The following is a 14,722-nucleotide window of genomic DNA, read 5'->3' as shown; positions in this document are numbered from 1 at the left end:
GATGAAGCTCCCGATCCCCATGCGCCTTGCCGGCGCATTTTTGTTTCTGGCCCTGCCCGCATTCGCGCAGGTCGCACCACCCGCACCACCCGCGGCACCCGTGCGCGAACAAACGGAGACGATGCACGGCACCACCGTGCGCGACCCGTACCGCTACATGGAGAACCTGGCCGACCCGCAGGTGAAGTCGTGGCTGCAGGCGCAGGGCGGCTACACGCGCGCCGTGCTGGACCGCATCGAAGGCCGTGCCGCGATGGAAAAGCGCTTCGCCGAGCTCGACGCGGGCCTGGGCGACCGCCGCACGAACATCGTGCGCACGGGCGACGGTTCGGTGTTCTACATGCTGCGCCAGCGCAATGCGCGGCAGGTGAAGCTCGCCATGCGCGAGCGCATCGACGGCCCGGAGCGCATCCTCGTCGACCCGGACACGCATGCTCAGCGCACCGGCGTGCCGCACGCGGTGAACTGGTTCGTGCCGTCGTGGGACGGCAAGCACGTGGCCTTCGGCATCTCCGCCGGCGGGTCCGAAGACGCGTCGATGCACATCGTCGAGACGAGCACCGGCCACGCCGTGGGCGAGCCCGTGCCGCGCGTGCCGCACGGCGGCGTGAGCTGGCTGCCCGATAACCGCACGGTCGCGTTCAACCAGCTGCGCCCGCTGACGGCGGAAGACGCCGCCACCGAGTACTACCTCGACTCGTCGGTGAAGCTGCTGAAGATCGGCGAGCCCGCCGACAAGGCCCGCGCCGTGTTCGGTCCGACCGTGAACCGCGAGCTCGGCCTGCGCCGCCTCGACAACGGCCGCCTGCTCTTCGCCCACGACAGTCCGTGGGTGGTCGCTGCGACCAACGACACCACGCAGAAGGAAGGCTCGGTGTTCGTCGCCTCGCTGAAGGAGCTTGCGGCAGGCGGCCCGGTCCCGTGGCGGCGCATCGCCAGCTTCGACGACCACCTCCTCAGCATGGAACTGCACGGCAACGACCTCTACTACCGCACCAAGGTCGATGCGCCGCGCTTCCGCGTGATGAAGCTGGACCTGCGCGAGGCGCAGCTCGGCCGCGCGCAGCTCGTCGCGCAGCCGCCGCAGGACGGCTTGATCGAGTCGTTCGCGCTCGTGCGTGGCCGCCTGCTCGCCGAGGTGCGCCACGGCGCCACCATCGCGCTGCGCAGTTACGCACCCGGCGATACCTCGGGCCAGCCGCTGAAGACGCCGATCCTCGGCGCCGCGCGTCTCGCCCACGAGCTGGGCCCGCTGCGCGCCGACACGCTGTACTCGCTGGCAGGCTGGACGCGGCCTTCGCAGACCTACGTGCTCCAGGGCGCCCTTTCGCGGCCGGTGCGCGGCTTCGAAACCGCCGCGCCCGCGGGCCTGCCGGAGATCGAAGTGAAGGACGTCATGGTCCGCAGCTACGACGGGGTGATGATCCCGGTGACGCTGCTGCATCGCAAGGGCCTCGCTCGCGACGGCAGCAACCCCGCGCTCGTCGTGGGCTACGGCTCCTACGGCACCTCGTACACCGCTGTCTTCAACCCCAATAACCTGGTGTGGGCCGAGCAGGGCGGCGTGGTCGCCATCGCCAACGTGCGCGGCAGCGGCGTCTACGGCGACCCGTGGCGCATGGCCGGCACGCGGCAGAACAAGCCCAATACGTGGAAGGACGGCATTGCCGTCGGCCAGTATCTCGTGGAGCAGGGTTATGCCTCACCGAAGACGCTGGCCGTCACCGGCGGCAGCGCCGGCGGCATCTTCGCGGGACGTGCGATCACGGCGGCGCCGCAGCTCTTCGCGGCCGCCGTCATCCACGTCGGCCTGCTGGACGCGCTGCGCGCGGAGGACACGGCCAACGGCATCACCAACATCTCCGAGTTCGGTTCGGTGAAGGACCCCGACGGCTTCCGCGCGCTGCTGGAAATGAGCACCTACCACCAGGTGCGCGACGGCGTCGCGTACCCGGCGGTGATGTTCGTGCACGGGCTGAACGACCCGCGCGTCGACGCGTGGAACAGCGCGAAGGCCGCAGCCCGCATGCAGGCCGCCACGTCAAGCGGCAAGCCCGTGCTGCTGCGCGTCGACGCGAACGACGGCCACGGCATCGGCCGCACGCCCGCGCAGGCGCGCTCGGTGAACGCCGATGCCTACAGCTTCATGCTGTGGCAGATGGGCAAGCGCGGCCTGATCGAGAAGTGATCACTTGGCCACGAAGCCGCTCGCCTTGATGATTTTTTCCCAGTTCTGCGTGTAGCCCTTCACGCGCGCCGCGAACTGCGGCTGCGGCTGGTAGCCGACGGCCAGGCCCATGTTCGTGAGGCGCTCGCGCACGTCCGGCATCGCAACCGCTTTTGCAACCGCCTGGTTGAAGCGGTCCAGCACCGCGGCGGGCGTGCCGGCGGGCGCGAAGAAACCGTAGTAGGGCAGGTCCTCGAGCCCGGCGAGACCCAGCTCCGCGAACGTGGGCACGTCCGGCAGGATGGGCTGGCGCTTGTCGCCGATCACCGCCACCACGCGTAGCTTGCCCGCGCGGTGGTTCTCGATGAAGTCGGGGATCGATGCGACTCCGGCGCGGATCTGGTTGCCCAGCATGTCGGCCATCATCGGCGCGCTGCCGCGGTACGGCGCGGCCTGCAGGTCGAGCTTGTACTTCGACGCCAGCATGCCGACGAGGAATTCGGGGATGGAAGCCGGAGCGGGAACGCCGATCGTGTCCTTGCCATTCGCGCCCTGCACCAGCGCGATGTAGTCCTGCAGCGTCTTGGCGGGCGTGCCGCCCGACAGCGCCAGCGCGTTCGCGAACGTCGCGAAGCCGCTCGCCGGGATGAAGTCCGTGGCGGGCTCGAAGCCCGCGTTCTTCGTCACCAGCGGCAGGATCGAGATCGAGTGATCGTGGCTCAGGAAGAAGGTGTGGCCGTCGGGCGCAGCGGCTTTCAGCGCTTGCGCGGCGATCTGGCCGCCGGCGCCGGCCTTGTTGTCCACCACGACGGGCATGCCGAGGATGTCCTTCAGGCGGTCGGCGAAGGTGCGCGCGATGGCGTCGGTGCCGCCGCCGGGCGGGAAGCCGACGAGCAGCTTGACGGGTTGCGACGAGGTGCCCTGCGCGCGCAGCAGCAGGGGTGCCGCGGCGACGGCGGCAGTGAAGGTTCTACGGGTGAGTTGCGAAGTCATCCGCCGAGCATAGCCTTGCGCGGCTGACGCTCGGGTTACGCTGGATCAAGCGGAATGCGGCGGGATGAACGCGGCGCGCGCCTCGTCCTCGAGCTCGCCGGTCAGCAGCTGCAGCAGGTCCAGCAGCTGCTTTTGCTGCGGGCGCGACAGCGGGGCCATCAGGCGCTTGTACGCGGCCTCGGCGGGCTTCTGCGCCTCCTTCAGGATGCGCTCGCCGGCCGGCGTGAGCACCACGGAGATGTTGCGCTTGTTGCCCTCGGCGGGCGCCCGCTGCACCAGGCCGCGCCCCTGCAGGCCGCGCAGCACGCGCAGCACGGTCACCTTGTCGAAGCCGAGCGCGCGCGCCAGGCTCGACTGGCCAAGCCCCGGGTGGGCCTCCAGCACCGTCAGCGCACCGAACTGGGCCGGCGTGAGCTGGAGTTCGCGGCAGGCGTCCTCGAACACGGCGGCGGAAATCTGGTGCGCGCGCCGCAGCAGGAAGCCGGGGCGGGCGTACAGTCGGGAGAGGGGTTCGTTGTTCTTCCTGGACGGCACGGTGATCAGACGAAACACTGATAGCGCAACCACGCATTGTGCACGGCAGCGGCCCCCTCCATAATAGTTAGCATGCCAACCAAAGGGAAGTTCCCCATGAAGCTGCTCAGGTACCTCGGGGTGGCACTGGTCGCCGCGCACGCCGCCTTCGCAAGCGCGCAGCCGGCCGGCGGGCAGCCGCCCTTGAGGCTGATCGTGCCCTTCACGCCGGGCACCGGCATCGACCTCATCGCGCGCACGGTCGGGCCCAAGCTGGGTGAACGGCTCGGGCGCGCGGTCGTCGTGGACAACCGGCCCGGCGCGTCGGGCAACATCGGCACCGAGGCCGTGGTGCGCGCCCCCGGCGACGGCAACACGCTGCTCGTGAGCGTCAACACGCTCGTCATGAACCGCAGCCTCTACCCGCAGATGCCCTTCGACCCCGTGCGCGACCTCGTGCCGGTGTCGCTCACCAGCTGGGGCCAGCTGCTGCTGGTGACGCCGCCTTCCAGCGGCTACAAGACCGCGCAGGACCTCGTGAAGGCTGCGCAGCGCAGCCCCGGCAAGCTCAATTACGCGAGCCCCGGCGTGGGCACGCCGCACCACCTGTCGATGGAGCTGTTCAAGCAGACGGCGCGCGTCTACCTCACGCACATTCCGTACCGCGGCACGGCGCCCGCGGTGACGGATTTGCTGGGTGGGCAGGTCGATGCGATGTTCCTGCCGATCCACGTCGCGCTGCCGCAGATCCGCGCGGGCAAGCTCGTCGCGCTGGGCATCGGCAGCGACAAGCGCCACCCGCTGCTGCCCACCGTGCCGACGCTGGAGGAGGCGCATGCGGGCAAGGTCAACGTCGACATGTGGTACGGCATCTTCGCGCCGCCCGGCACATCGCCCGACCTCGTGAGCCGCCTCAACCGCGAGCTGCGTGACATCCTCGCCGCGCCCGACGTGCGCACGGCGTTCCAGACCCAGGGCATGGACCCGGCGACGAGCACGCCGGCCGAGTTCAAGCATCTCGTCGAGATGGATTCGCGGCGCTGGTCGCAGCTGATCACCGCACAGGGCATCAAGGGCGAATGAACATAGCCATCGTCGGCGGCGGCATCGGCGGCCTGGCGCTTGCGCTCTCGCTGCACCAGCGCGGCATCGCGTGCGACGTGTACGAGGCAGCCAGCGAGATCCGCGAGATCGGCGTGGGCATCACGCTGCTGCCGCACGCCATGCGCGAGCTGGCGGCCCTCGGCGTGCAGCCGCAGCTCGAAGCCGTGGGCATCGAGAACCTGGAGAGCGTGTTCTTCAACCGCTGGGGCCAGTTCATCTACCGCGAGCCGCGCGGCCGCCACGCGGGTTATGCGCTGCCGGAGATCGGCATCCACCGCGGCAAGCTGCACCGCGTGCTGTTCGACGCCGCGCGCGAGCGCCTGGGCGACGCGGCCATCCACCTCGACCACCGCTGCACGGGCGTGGAGCAGGGCGAGGCCGGCGCCACCTTGCGCTTCGAAGGGCGCGAGGCGGTGCGCACCGACATCGTCGTCGCCTGCGACGGCGTCAACTCCGCGCTGCGCCGCCAGTTCTACCCGGACGAGGAGCTGGCCTTCACCGGCATCAACACCTGGCGCGGCGTGAGCGTGCATGCGCCCATCCTCACGGGCAAGAGCTACATGCGCGTGGGCTCCATCGACACGGGCAAGATGGTGATCTACCCCATCGTCGACAACGTGGACGGCAAGGGCAACCAGCTCGTGAACTGGGTGGCCGAGATCCGCCAGGAAGTGCACGAGCGCAACGACTGGAACCGCCCGGGCCGCCTGGAGGACTTCATCGGCATCTTCGAGGCCTGGAAGTTCGGCTGGCTGGACGTGCCGCAGCTGATCCGCAGCGCGACGCAGGTCTTCGAATACCCCATGGTCGACAAGGACCCGGTGGCGCGCTGGACCTTCGGCCGCGTCACGCTGCTCGGCGATGCGGCTCACCCGATGTACCCGCGCGGCTCCAACGGCTCGGCGCAGGCCCTGATCGATGCGCGCGTGCTGGCCGAGGAGCTCGCGTCCGAGGGCGACGCGCGCGAGGCGCTGGCGCGCTACGAGGCCAAGCGGCTTGCGCCCACCGCCAAGGTGGTCGAGACGAATCGCACCGTGCCGCCGGACTTCATCATCATGAAGGCCGACGAGCTCTCCGGCGGCCGGCCCTTCCCGGGCACGATCGACGACCTCGTCAGTGCCGACGAACTGCGCCGCATCTCCGACGAGTACAAGCGGATCGCCGGCTTTTCGCTCGAAACGCTCAAGGGCTAATTGAGGTAGCGGGGCCTGCGCGAGCCGCTGGCGTCCTCGTCGGCCGCAGCTTCCTCGTGCACCGGGGCGGCCATGAACGGGTCGCGCCAGCCCGATTGCGTGAGCGCCTGCTCCAGCAGGTGCATCAACCCCTGCATGAGCTTGGGCTCCATCTCCATCTGGAAGCTGCGCGGCGCCGACCCGCTGGCCGGCCGCTCGTTGAAGGCCAGCCGCAGCGGCCCGGCGGGCAGGGGCGTGGCGTCCACGTCCGTCACCAGTAGCGGCTCCTCGCCGAGCGGCAGGCGCGTCTCCTGCGCTTCCTTGTAGGGCGTGTCGAAATCGGCCTGCCGCAGGAACTCTTCCTTGCGGAAATCGGCGAGCATCTTCTTGAGCTCCTCGTCGGCCGTGTCGATCGCGGCCCCCGCGGAGTCCAGTTTGAGGAGATGATCCGTGAGCATGCGCGAGAGCAGCGGCCACAGCCCGACCATCAGCCGGCGGGTGAGCCAGATGCGCATCTCCTCGCCGTCGGTGGTGTTGATGCGCATCAGGATCCGGTCCTGCTCGGGCAGGTAGGTCACGGAAAGCTGATGGATGTGCATGCGCGGATTCTAGATTGCCCCTTGAATTGACGAGGGAAATGCCCAAATCGGCTGCAACGGAGCCATTCCAATGCGACTCGACAAACTCACCACCAAATTCCAGGAAGCCCTGGCCGAGGCCCAGACGCTGGCCCTGGCCAACGACCACCAATACATCGAGCCCGAGCACCTGCTCGTGGCCATGCTGCGGCAGGAGGACGGCCCGCGCGCCCTGCTGCAGCGCGCCGGCGCCAACGTGCCCGGCCTGCTCGCCGGCGCCGAAGCCGCGATGCACAAGCGCCCGCAGGTGCAGGGGCAGGAGCAGGTCCAGGTCGGCCGCGACCTCGCCGTGCTGCTGCAGGCCGCCGAGAAGGAGGCCATCAAGCGCGGCGACCAGTTCATCGCCAGCGAGCTGTTCCTGCTCGGCGTGGCCGAGAGCAAGCAGGACATCGGCCGCATCGCCCGCGAGAACGGCCTCACGCGCAAGTCGCTGGAGTCCGCCATCGATGCCGTGCGCGGTGGCCAGGCCGTCAACAACCCCGAGGCCGAGGGTCAGCGCGAGGCGCTCAAGAAATACACGATCGACCTCACCGAGCGCGCCCGCATGGGCAAGCTGGACCCCGTGATCGGCCGCGACGAGGAGATCCGCCGCGCCATCCAGGTGCTGCAGCGCCGCACCAAGAACAACCCGGTGCTGATCGGCGAGCCGGGCGTCGGCAAGACAGCCATCGTCGAAGGCCTTGCGCAGCGCATCGTGGCCGAGGAAGTGCCCGAAACGCTCAAGGGCAAGCGCGTGCTGTCCCTCGACATGGCCGCGCTGCTGGCCGGCGCCAAGTTCCGCGGCGAGTTCGAGGAGCGGCTGAAGAACGTGCTGACCGAACTCGCGAAGGACGAAGGCCAGACCATCGTTTTCATCGACGAGCTGCACACGATGGTGGGCGCCGGCAAGGCCGAAGGCGCCCTGGACGCAGGCAACATGCTCAAGCCGGCGCTCGCGCGCGGCGAGCTGCACTGCGTGGGCGCGACCACGCTCGACGAATACCGCAAGTACATCGAGAAGGACGCCGCGCTGGAGCGCCGCTTCCAGAAGATCCTCGTGGGCGAGCCGACGGTGGAGGCGACGATCGCCATCCTGCGCGGCCTGCAGGAGAAGTACGAGGTGCACCATGGCGTGGAGATCACCGACCCGGCCATCGTCGCCGCGGCGGAGCTCTCGCATCGCTACATCACCGACCGCTTCCTGCCCGACAAGGCCATCGACCTCATCGACGAGGCCGCGTCCAAGATCAAGATCGAGATCGACTCCAAGCCCGAGGCCATCGACCGGCTCGACCGGCGCCTCATCCAACTGCAGATCGAGCGCGAGGCGGTGAAGAAGGAGAAGGACGAGGCTTCGCAGAAGCGCCTGGGCCTCATCGAGGAGGAAATCGCGCGCCTGCAGAAGGAGATCTCGGACCTCGAGGAGATCTGGAAGTCCGAGAAGGCGCAGGCCCAGGGCAGCGCGCAGATCAAGGAAGAGATCGACAAGCTGCGCCAGCAGATCGAGGAGTACACCCGCAAGGGCGACTTCAACAAGGTCGCGGAGCTGCAGTACGGCAAGCTGCCGGCGCTGGAGAAGCAGCACAAGGACGCGCAGGCCGCCGAGAGCAACAAGGCCAAGGACGGCCGGCCGCAATTGCTGCGCACGCAGGTCGGCGCGGAAGAAATCGCGGAAGTCGTGGCGCGTGCCACGGGCATCCCGGTCAGCAAGCTGATGCAGGGCGAGCGCGAGAAGCTGCTCATGATGGAAGACAAGCTGCACGAGCGCGTGGTCGGCCAGGACGAGGCCATCGCGGCCGTCGCCAACGCCATCCGCCGCAGCCGCTCGGGCCTTGCGGACCCGAACCGGCCCACCGGCTCCTTCCTCTTCCTCGGCCCCACGGGCGTTGGCAAGACGGAGCTGTGCAAGGCGCTCGCGACCTTCCTGTTCGACAGCGAGGAGCACCTCATCCGCATCGACATGAGCGAGTTCATGGAGAAGCACTCCGTGGCCCGCCTGATCGGCGCGCCCCCGGGCTACGTGGGCTATGAAGAGGGCGGCTACCTCACCGAGGCCGTGCGCCGCAAGCCCTACAGCGTGATCCTGCTCGACGAGGTCGAGAAGGCGCACCATGACGTCTTCAACGTGCTGCTGCAGGTGCTCGACGATGGCCGCCTCACGGACGGGCAGGGCCGCACGGTCGACTTCAAGAACACGGTGATCGTGATGACGTCCAACATCGGCTCGCACATGATCCAGGCCATGGTGGGCAGGCCCTACGAGGACGTGAAGGACGCGGTGTGGGACGAGCTGAAGAACCACTTCCGGCCCGAGTTCCTCAACCGCATCGATGAAACGGTCGTGTTCCACGGGCTCGACGCGAAACACATTGCAAAAATCGCGAAGATCCAGCTGCGCGTGCTCGAGCAGCGCCTGGCCAAGATGGACCTGCACCTGCAGGTGTCGCCCGCGGCGCTGGAAGAGCTGGCCAAGGTCGGCTTCGACCCGGTGTTCGGCGCGCGTCCGCTCAAGCGGGCGATCCAGCAGCGCATCGAGAACCCGCTGTCGCGGCTGATCCTCGAAGGGCGCTTCCCGCCCAAGAGCGAGATCCCGGTGGAGGTGGACCCGGTGCGCGAGCCCGGCGTCTTCCACTTCGGTGGCGCGCAGCCCGCCGCGCGGCAGGAGGCCACGGCGTAAGGGTTCGCCCCGGGCTTGCATCCCCCGGGGCGGCAGGCCTACGATCACCCCCCCGGCCCCTCGAACGGCCGGCAAGGGGTGATCCATGCATCGTGTAGCCGTTGTTCTCATCGCGGCCGCGGCCGCGAGTTCCTCCATCACCTACGCCCACGACGACGACGGCAAGGGCGTCCTCGGCAAGGTGAAGTTTTCCAACTCCTGCAGCAAGCAGGTGCAGAAGGACCTGCAGCGCGGCGTGGCCATGCTGCATTCGTTCTGGTACGGCGAAGGGCTGGACACCTTCAAGGCCGTCCTGCAGAAAGACCCGAACTGCGTGCCCGCAGCGTGGGGCGCCGCCTCGCTGCTGATGAACAACCCGCTCGCGGGCGCCGGCGCCACGCCCAAGGCGGCCGAAGAGGCCATGGCGATCATCGAGCAGGGCCGCAAGAGCAAGCGCAGCACGAGCCGCGAGCGCGAATACCTCGAGGCGGTGGCCGCCTACTACAAGGACTTCGGCGACCGCCCCGAGTCGTCGCGGCAGCAAAGCCGTTCGGACGCGTACCAGGCGCTCGCTGCGAAGTACCCGAAGGACGACGAGGCGCAGATCTTCGCCGCGCTGTACATGGCCGGCACGCAGCAGCAGTCCGACCAGACGTACGGGTCCTACCTCAAGGCGGCCGGCTCGCTCGAGAAGCTGTTCCCGCGCCACCCGCAGCACCCGGGCGTGGCGCACTACCTGATCCACAGCTACGACGCGCCGCCGATCGCCATGAAGGGCCTGGACGCGGCGAAGCGCTACTCGGCCATCGCGCCGGCCGCGCCGCATGCGCTGCACATGCCCTCGCACATCTTCACGCGCGTGGGCTACTGGGCGGAGTCGGCCGCCACCAACAAGCGCTCGTTCGACACGGCGCTCGTGAGCAACGACTTCGACGACGCCTGGCACGCCGCGGACTACATGGTGTACGCCTACCTGCAGCAGGCGCGCGACGCGCAGGCCGAGGCGGCGGTGGATGCCGCGTTCAAGGTGAAGAACTTCACTCCGCAGCGGCCCACGGCGCCTTACGCCGCCGCCGCGATGCCGGCTCGCATGGCGCTGGAGCGCGGCGACTGGGCGGCCGCCGCGAAGCTGCCGGTGGAGAAGTCGCGCTTCCCGTTCGCCGATGCCATCACCGTGTTCGCGCGGGCGCTTGGCGCCGCGCGCAGCGGCGCGGTCGCGCAGGCGGAGATCGATGCCGAGAACCTCGCGGTGCTCCACAAGCAGCTGCAGGACGCGAAGAACAACTACTGGGCCACCGAGGTGGAGATCCAGCGGCTCGCGGCGGCGGGCTGGATCGCCCATGCCAAGGGCAACACGGACGATGCACTCAAGTTCATGCGCGCCGCCGCCGACCTCGAGGACAGGAACGAGAAGCACATCGTCACGCCCGGGCGCGTGGTGCCCGCGCGCGAGCTGCTCGGCGAGATGCTCATGCTGGTGAACCGCCCGGCCGACGCGCTGGCCGCGTTCGAAGCCTCGCACGTGCGCGAGCCCAACCGCTTCCGCGGCTACCTGGGCGCTGCACGCGCTGCGACGGCGGCCGGCAACACCGCCAAGGCGGCGGACTACTACGCGAAGATGGTCGCGCTGGCCGGCGACGGCGGCGCACCGCGTCCGGAGCTGGCGGAGGCGCGCCAGTTCGTCGCGCGCAAGTGAGGCTGCCGGACGTCGTATCGCAGGCAAGGCGGCTCGCCGTCGCCTTGCTCGTCGCCGCGGCGCCGTGGCCGGCGCTCGCCGTCGACAGCGAGCCGTCGCAGGCGCTCGGGACCGACGTCGACTACGTCGCCGCGCGCGCCGCGCACGACCGGCGCGACTGGAAAGAGGCCGTGGCGCGCCTGCACCGCGCCGAGCGCCGCTTCCCGGACAACGCGGACCTGCACAACTCGCTGGGCTACGCGTACCGGCAGCTCAGGCAGTTCGACGCCGCGTTCAAGCACTACAAGACCGCGCTGGCGAACGACCCGCGCCACCGCGGCGCCCACGAGTACATCGGCGAGGCGTACCTGCTTGTCGACGACCTTGCCTCGGCCGAAAAACACGTGGCGGCCCTCAAGCAGATCTGCCTGCTGCCTTGCGAGGAACTGCGCGACCTGGAGAAGTCCGTCGCCGCGTACAAGGCGCGCAAGAAACCCTAGTCGTAACCCTGGGCTTGGCAGGGGCGTGCCGCGAGGTCTATCTTGCGGCTTGGCCTGTCATCAAGGAGGTGCGGTCATGGCGGATACCGATTTCTTCGCGTTGTCCCGGCCCGACTCGCTGACGTACCTGGGCGTCTACCGCGCGGTGTACGGCACGCGGCCAACCACCGGTACCTACAGCGGCGCGACGTCGCTGCTGGATGGCACCGGCATGGGCGGCGTCAGCGGCCTCATCGCGGGCGGCGTGGCCGCCATCGACGGGGCCACGCTCGCGCGCACCGTGCTGGCGAACATCGGCGTGAGTGCCGGCACGCTCGGCGGCTCGACGCCGTCGGTGAGTTACTCGCTGCTGGAAACGGCGCTCGGCGTGTTCTTCTCGGCTTTCCCCAACGACCGCGCGCAGGTGATCGTCAACGTCGCGCGCATCCTGCCCAACCTCGAGGGCGACGGCGTGTTCGGCAACGCCGCGCGGGCGTTCAACGCGACGCTGGCGTCGGACATCGGCGTGGTGGGCGTGCCCGACTACGTGCCGACGACGCCCTACTACTGACGGCGGCGCATTCCTGCCTCGCAGCCGCCCAGCGCGGGCGATGCTGCGCCGATGCTCGACCTTCTCCAATGGCCCGCGATGCTCGCGAGCGTGCTCGCTGCCTGGCTCGTGGCTTCCAACAACGCGCACAAGCGCAACATCGGCTTCTGGGTCTTCCTTGCCAGCAACGTGCTCTGGGTGGCATGGGGCTGGCCTCAGCACGCGTACGCACTTGTGGTTCTGCAGGTGGTGCTGGCGCTGATGAACATCCGCGGGCTCAAGAAGACGGAAAGCTTGCAGGAGAAGTCCGACACCACCACCGCGCAACGTCCGATGCACAACCGCGGGTGAGCTTGGCGACCCTTGGCTCATGGACGAGATCAAGGAGCCTTCGATGAAGAAGACGGCTGTGGCCGTGCTGCTGGGCGTCTGCGCGGCACTGCTGGCCCCCGGCGCGTACGCCGCCACCAAGGACAAGAAGGTGGCGGCGAAAACCGCTGCCCCGAAACCGGCCGCCGAGGTGGTGACCGATGTTCCACCGCCCTCGGGCAGCTGGGAAGCCAAGCCGCCGCCGGCCGAAGGCTACGTGTGGTCGCAGGGCTACTACGCCTGGAAGGACGGCCGCTACCAGTGGAAGGGCGGCGAATGGGTGCTCAAGCAGGAAGGCAAGGAGTACCGCCAGCACCAGTGGACGCAGCGCGCCGACGGCAAGTGGCAGCTCACCGGCGGCGACTGGGTGGAGCCCGGCCACAAGGTGGCGGGCAACCAGCACAAGTGACGCTCAGCGCGCGTTGACGCGCGCGAGCAGGGCCTGCGGCGTCGCGCCGTCGATGCGCAGCGGCGCGACGAGGTCGTTCTCTGCGGCGTAGTCGCGGCCGGTGACGAGGCACGCCATCTCCACGATGCTGCGCGTCGCCGGCATCGCCACGCCGGCGCATGCGCCGAGCGCCAGGTTGAAGACGAGGCCGAAGGGCACGTCTTCCGCAAGGAAGCGCGTACCGGTGTCGGTGGGCCCGGGCGGGCCGCCCCGTTTCGCGTGCAGCTCGGCCGCGATGTCGGCCAGCGTTGCCGACGTGGTGCCGAACGACTTCGCGAAATGCGCCTCGATGCTGCGCACCTGCAGGCCGAACGCGGCCGCGAGCGCCTTGCGTTCCGCGTCGAGCTGCTCGATGACGCGGGCGACCGTCGGCGTCATGTAGTGGTACTGCGGCCAGTTCTCGGCGCGCTCGATGCGCGTCCAGTTGAAGAGGGCCAGCGGGCCATGCGCCACGGGGTTGATGTTGACCAGCGTGCTCGCGAGGCAGTTGGCCTCCGGCACGAACACGTCGCCGAACAGCGAACGCACGGTTTCCATCGCCGCGTCCGCGCGCGAAAGCGGCAATGTGGAGACGCCCAGCTCGGTGCGCCGCGTCATGACCTTCACCTGCGCCGGGCCGCTGCGGCGCGCCGTGAGTGCGGTCGTGCCCATCCCCGCCACGGTGATGTCGACGCCGCGTGCACGCGCCTGCTCGAACAGGTACAGCGCCGACAGCGACGCCACAGAGCTCACGATCACCGTCTGCCCGCTCGCAAGGTGCGGCAGCAGCGCGTCCATCACCGCCTTGTGGCCGTTCACCGGCACGGCGACGATCAGCACGTCGGCGCCGTCCACGAGCGCAGCCGCGGTCGGCGCCACGCGCACCGTCACCTGTGCCTGCAGCACGCCTTCGCACTGCAGCGGCGCGTCGCGCAACGCCGCCGCGCTGTCGTTGCGAGGCGACCAGATCCGGACTTCGTGCCCGCCGTGCGCGAGCCACGCGGCCGACGCGTAGCCGATGCCGCCGCTTCCTGCGATGCCGATCTTCATTCGCCCTTGATCCCGCCTTGCTTGATCACCTTGCCCCACCGGTCGTAGTCCTCCGCGATCACGCGGTCCAGCTCCTTGCTGTTGCCGCACGACACCGTGGCGCCAAGCCCCGCGAAGCGCTGCGCCGTCTCGGGCGACTTGCACACCTCGTTGATCGCGGCGGAGAGCTTCTCCACCATGGCGGCCGGCGTCTTCGACGGCACGAGCAGGCCGACCCACACCGGCACTTCCAGGCCCTTGAAGCCGGTGGCCTCGGCCATCGTCGGCGGGTTCTTCAGGTTGGCGAGCTTGCCCTTGGTGAAAGTGGCGAGCACGCGCGCGCGGCCGTCTTCCACCATCGGGTCGATGGAGGCGGAGCTCGTCACGATCATCGCGACTTGGCCGCCAAGCAAGTCCGTCACCGCGGGCGCTGCGCCCCGATACGGCACGTGCAGCAGCTGCACGCCCGCCGTCTGCGCGAGCAGCTCGCCCGTGAGGTGCGAGATGGTGCCATTGCCGGTCGAGGCATAGCTCACCTTGCCGGGGTTGGCCTTGGCTTCCTTCAGCACGTCCGCCACCGTCTTGAACGGGCTTTGCGTGCGCACGCCCAGCGTCATCGGCGTGTCGGCCACCATCGCCACCGAGGCGAAGTCCTTGCGGGCGTCGTAGGGCAGCTTGGCGTTCAGGTGCGGGGCGATGGAGATCGCGCCGCCGGTGGCCAGCAGGATCGTGTGGCCGTCCGGCGCGGCCTTGGCAACCGCGTCCGCGGCGATCACGCCGCCGGCGCCGGCCTTGTTCTCGACGATGACCGTGTTGCCCAGTTTGGGCGCCAGCTTCTCGGCGAGGAAGCGGCCGATCACGTCCTGCGCGCCGCCGGGGGCGAAGGGCACGACGATGCGGGTGGTGGTTTGGGCGTGGGCCGACACGGCGGCGGCCGTCGCCAGCGCGAGTCCCAGGAGATGTTTCTTCAT

Annotated in this window: 14 protein-coding genes; 9 read left to right on the top strand and 5 right to left on the bottom strand. The window is 69.3% G+C overall.

The window, feature by feature from the left end:
* The first annotated feature begins 1 nt into the window (after position 1).
* On the top strand, positions 2 to 2,188 hold the full coding sequence (locus H8R02_RS16900) for a prolyl oligopeptidase family serine peptidase (RefSeq protein WP_187082627.1): 2,187 nt from the start codon (positions 2 to 4) through the stop codon (positions 2,186 to 2,188).
* On the opposite strand, the gene H8R02_RS16895 is transcribed toward H8R02_RS16900, so the two are convergent.
* Positions 2,189 to 3,160: a Bug family tripartite tricarboxylate transporter substrate binding protein gene (locus tag H8R02_RS16895; RefSeq protein WP_187082626.1), complete on the bottom strand. Its 972-nt coding sequence runs from the start codon at positions 3,158 to 3,160 to the stop codon at positions 2,189 to 2,191. It abuts the gene before it with no gap.
* Between the two features lie 45 nt (positions 3,161 to 3,205).
* A complete protein-coding gene (locus H8R02_RS16890; protein ID WP_354004936.1) occupies positions 3,206 to 3,712 on the bottom strand; it encodes a MarR family winged helix-turn-helix transcriptional regulator in 507 nt (168 codons plus the stop codon).
* Between the two features lie 54 nt (positions 3,713 to 3,766).
* On the opposite strand from H8R02_RS16890, the gene H8R02_RS16885 reads away from it, so the two are divergent.
* A complete protein-coding gene (locus H8R02_RS16885) occupies positions 3,767 to 4,756 on the top strand; it encodes a tripartite tricarboxylate transporter substrate binding protein (protein WP_255429386.1) in 990 nt (329 codons plus the stop codon).
* Positions 4,753 to 5,970, top strand: coding sequence for a flavin-dependent oxidoreductase (locus H8R02_RS16880; protein WP_187082625.1), 1,218 nt, complete (start codon positions 4,753 to 4,755; stop codon positions 5,968 to 5,970). Before H8R02_RS16885 ends, H8R02_RS16880 begins: the two co-directional genes overlap by 4 nt.
* On the opposite strand, the gene H8R02_RS16875 is transcribed toward H8R02_RS16880, so the two are convergent.
* The gene (locus H8R02_RS16875) at positions 5,967 to 6,548 is read right to left on the bottom strand and encodes a hypothetical protein (RefSeq protein ID WP_187082624.1); all 582 of its coding nucleotides are present in this window, start codon (positions 6,546 to 6,548) and stop codon (positions 5,967 to 5,969) included. The genes H8R02_RS16880 and H8R02_RS16875 overlap by 4 nt on opposite strands.
* A 70-nt stretch (positions 6,549 to 6,618) precedes the next feature.
* On the opposite strand from H8R02_RS16875, the gene clpB reads away from it, so the two are divergent.
* From clpB to H8R02_RS16845, 6 genes are all read left to right on the top strand, one after another.
* Positions 6,619 to 9,243: an ATP-dependent chaperone ClpB gene (gene clpB, locus H8R02_RS16870; protein WP_187082623.1), complete on the top strand. Its 2,625-nt coding sequence runs from the start codon at positions 6,619 to 6,621 to the stop codon at positions 9,241 to 9,243.
* Between the two features lie 85 nt (positions 9,244 to 9,328).
* Positions 9,329 to 10,918, top strand: coding sequence for a tetratricopeptide repeat protein (locus H8R02_RS16865; protein ID WP_187082622.1), 1,590 nt, complete (start codon positions 9,329 to 9,331; stop codon positions 10,916 to 10,918).
* Positions 10,915 to 11,397, top strand: a complete 483-nt coding sequence (locus H8R02_RS16860) for a tetratricopeptide repeat protein (RefSeq protein WP_187082621.1) — start codon at positions 10,915 to 10,917, stop codon at positions 11,395 to 11,397. Before H8R02_RS16865 ends, H8R02_RS16860 begins: the two co-directional genes overlap by 4 nt.
* Before the next feature lie 76 nt (positions 11,398 to 11,473).
* Positions 11,474 to 11,947 carry a hypothetical protein gene (locus H8R02_RS16855; protein WP_187082620.1) on the top strand — a complete coding sequence of 158 codons (474 nt, stop codon included), beginning with the start codon at positions 11,474 to 11,476 and terminating at the stop codon, positions 11,945 to 11,947.
* 51 nt (positions 11,948 to 11,998) lie between these two features.
* Positions 11,999 to 12,277, top strand: a complete 279-nt coding sequence (locus tag H8R02_RS16850; protein WP_187082619.1) for a hypothetical protein — start codon at positions 11,999 to 12,001, stop codon at positions 12,275 to 12,277.
* Between the two features lie 19 nt (positions 12,278 to 12,296).
* Entirely contained in the window at positions 12,297 to 12,704 is a 408-nt protein-coding gene (locus H8R02_RS16845) for a YXWGXW repeat-containing protein (RefSeq protein ID WP_187082618.1), read from the top strand.
* A 3-nt stretch (positions 12,705 to 12,707) separates the two neighbouring features.
* Here the strand turns inward: H8R02_RS16845 and H8R02_RS16840 are convergent, their stop codons facing one another.
* Positions 12,708 to 13,772, bottom strand: coding sequence for an NAD/NADP octopine/nopaline dehydrogenase family protein (locus tag H8R02_RS16840; RefSeq protein ID WP_187082617.1), 1,065 nt, complete (start codon positions 13,770 to 13,772; stop codon positions 12,708 to 12,710).
* On the bottom strand, positions 13,769 to 14,722 hold the full coding sequence (locus H8R02_RS16835) for a Bug family tripartite tricarboxylate transporter substrate binding protein (RefSeq protein WP_187082616.1): 954 nt from the start codon (positions 14,720 to 14,722) through the stop codon (positions 13,769 to 13,771). Before H8R02_RS16835 ends, H8R02_RS16840 begins: the two co-directional genes overlap by 4 nt.

Source organism: Ramlibacter albus (assembly GCF_014297445.1).
Taxonomy (GTDB): domain Bacteria; phylum Pseudomonadota; class Gammaproteobacteria; order Burkholderiales; family Burkholderiaceae_C; genus Ramlibacter; species Ramlibacter albus.
Note: the sequence above shows the minus strand (reverse complement) of the source record. Positions and strands in the feature narration are given on the sequence as shown.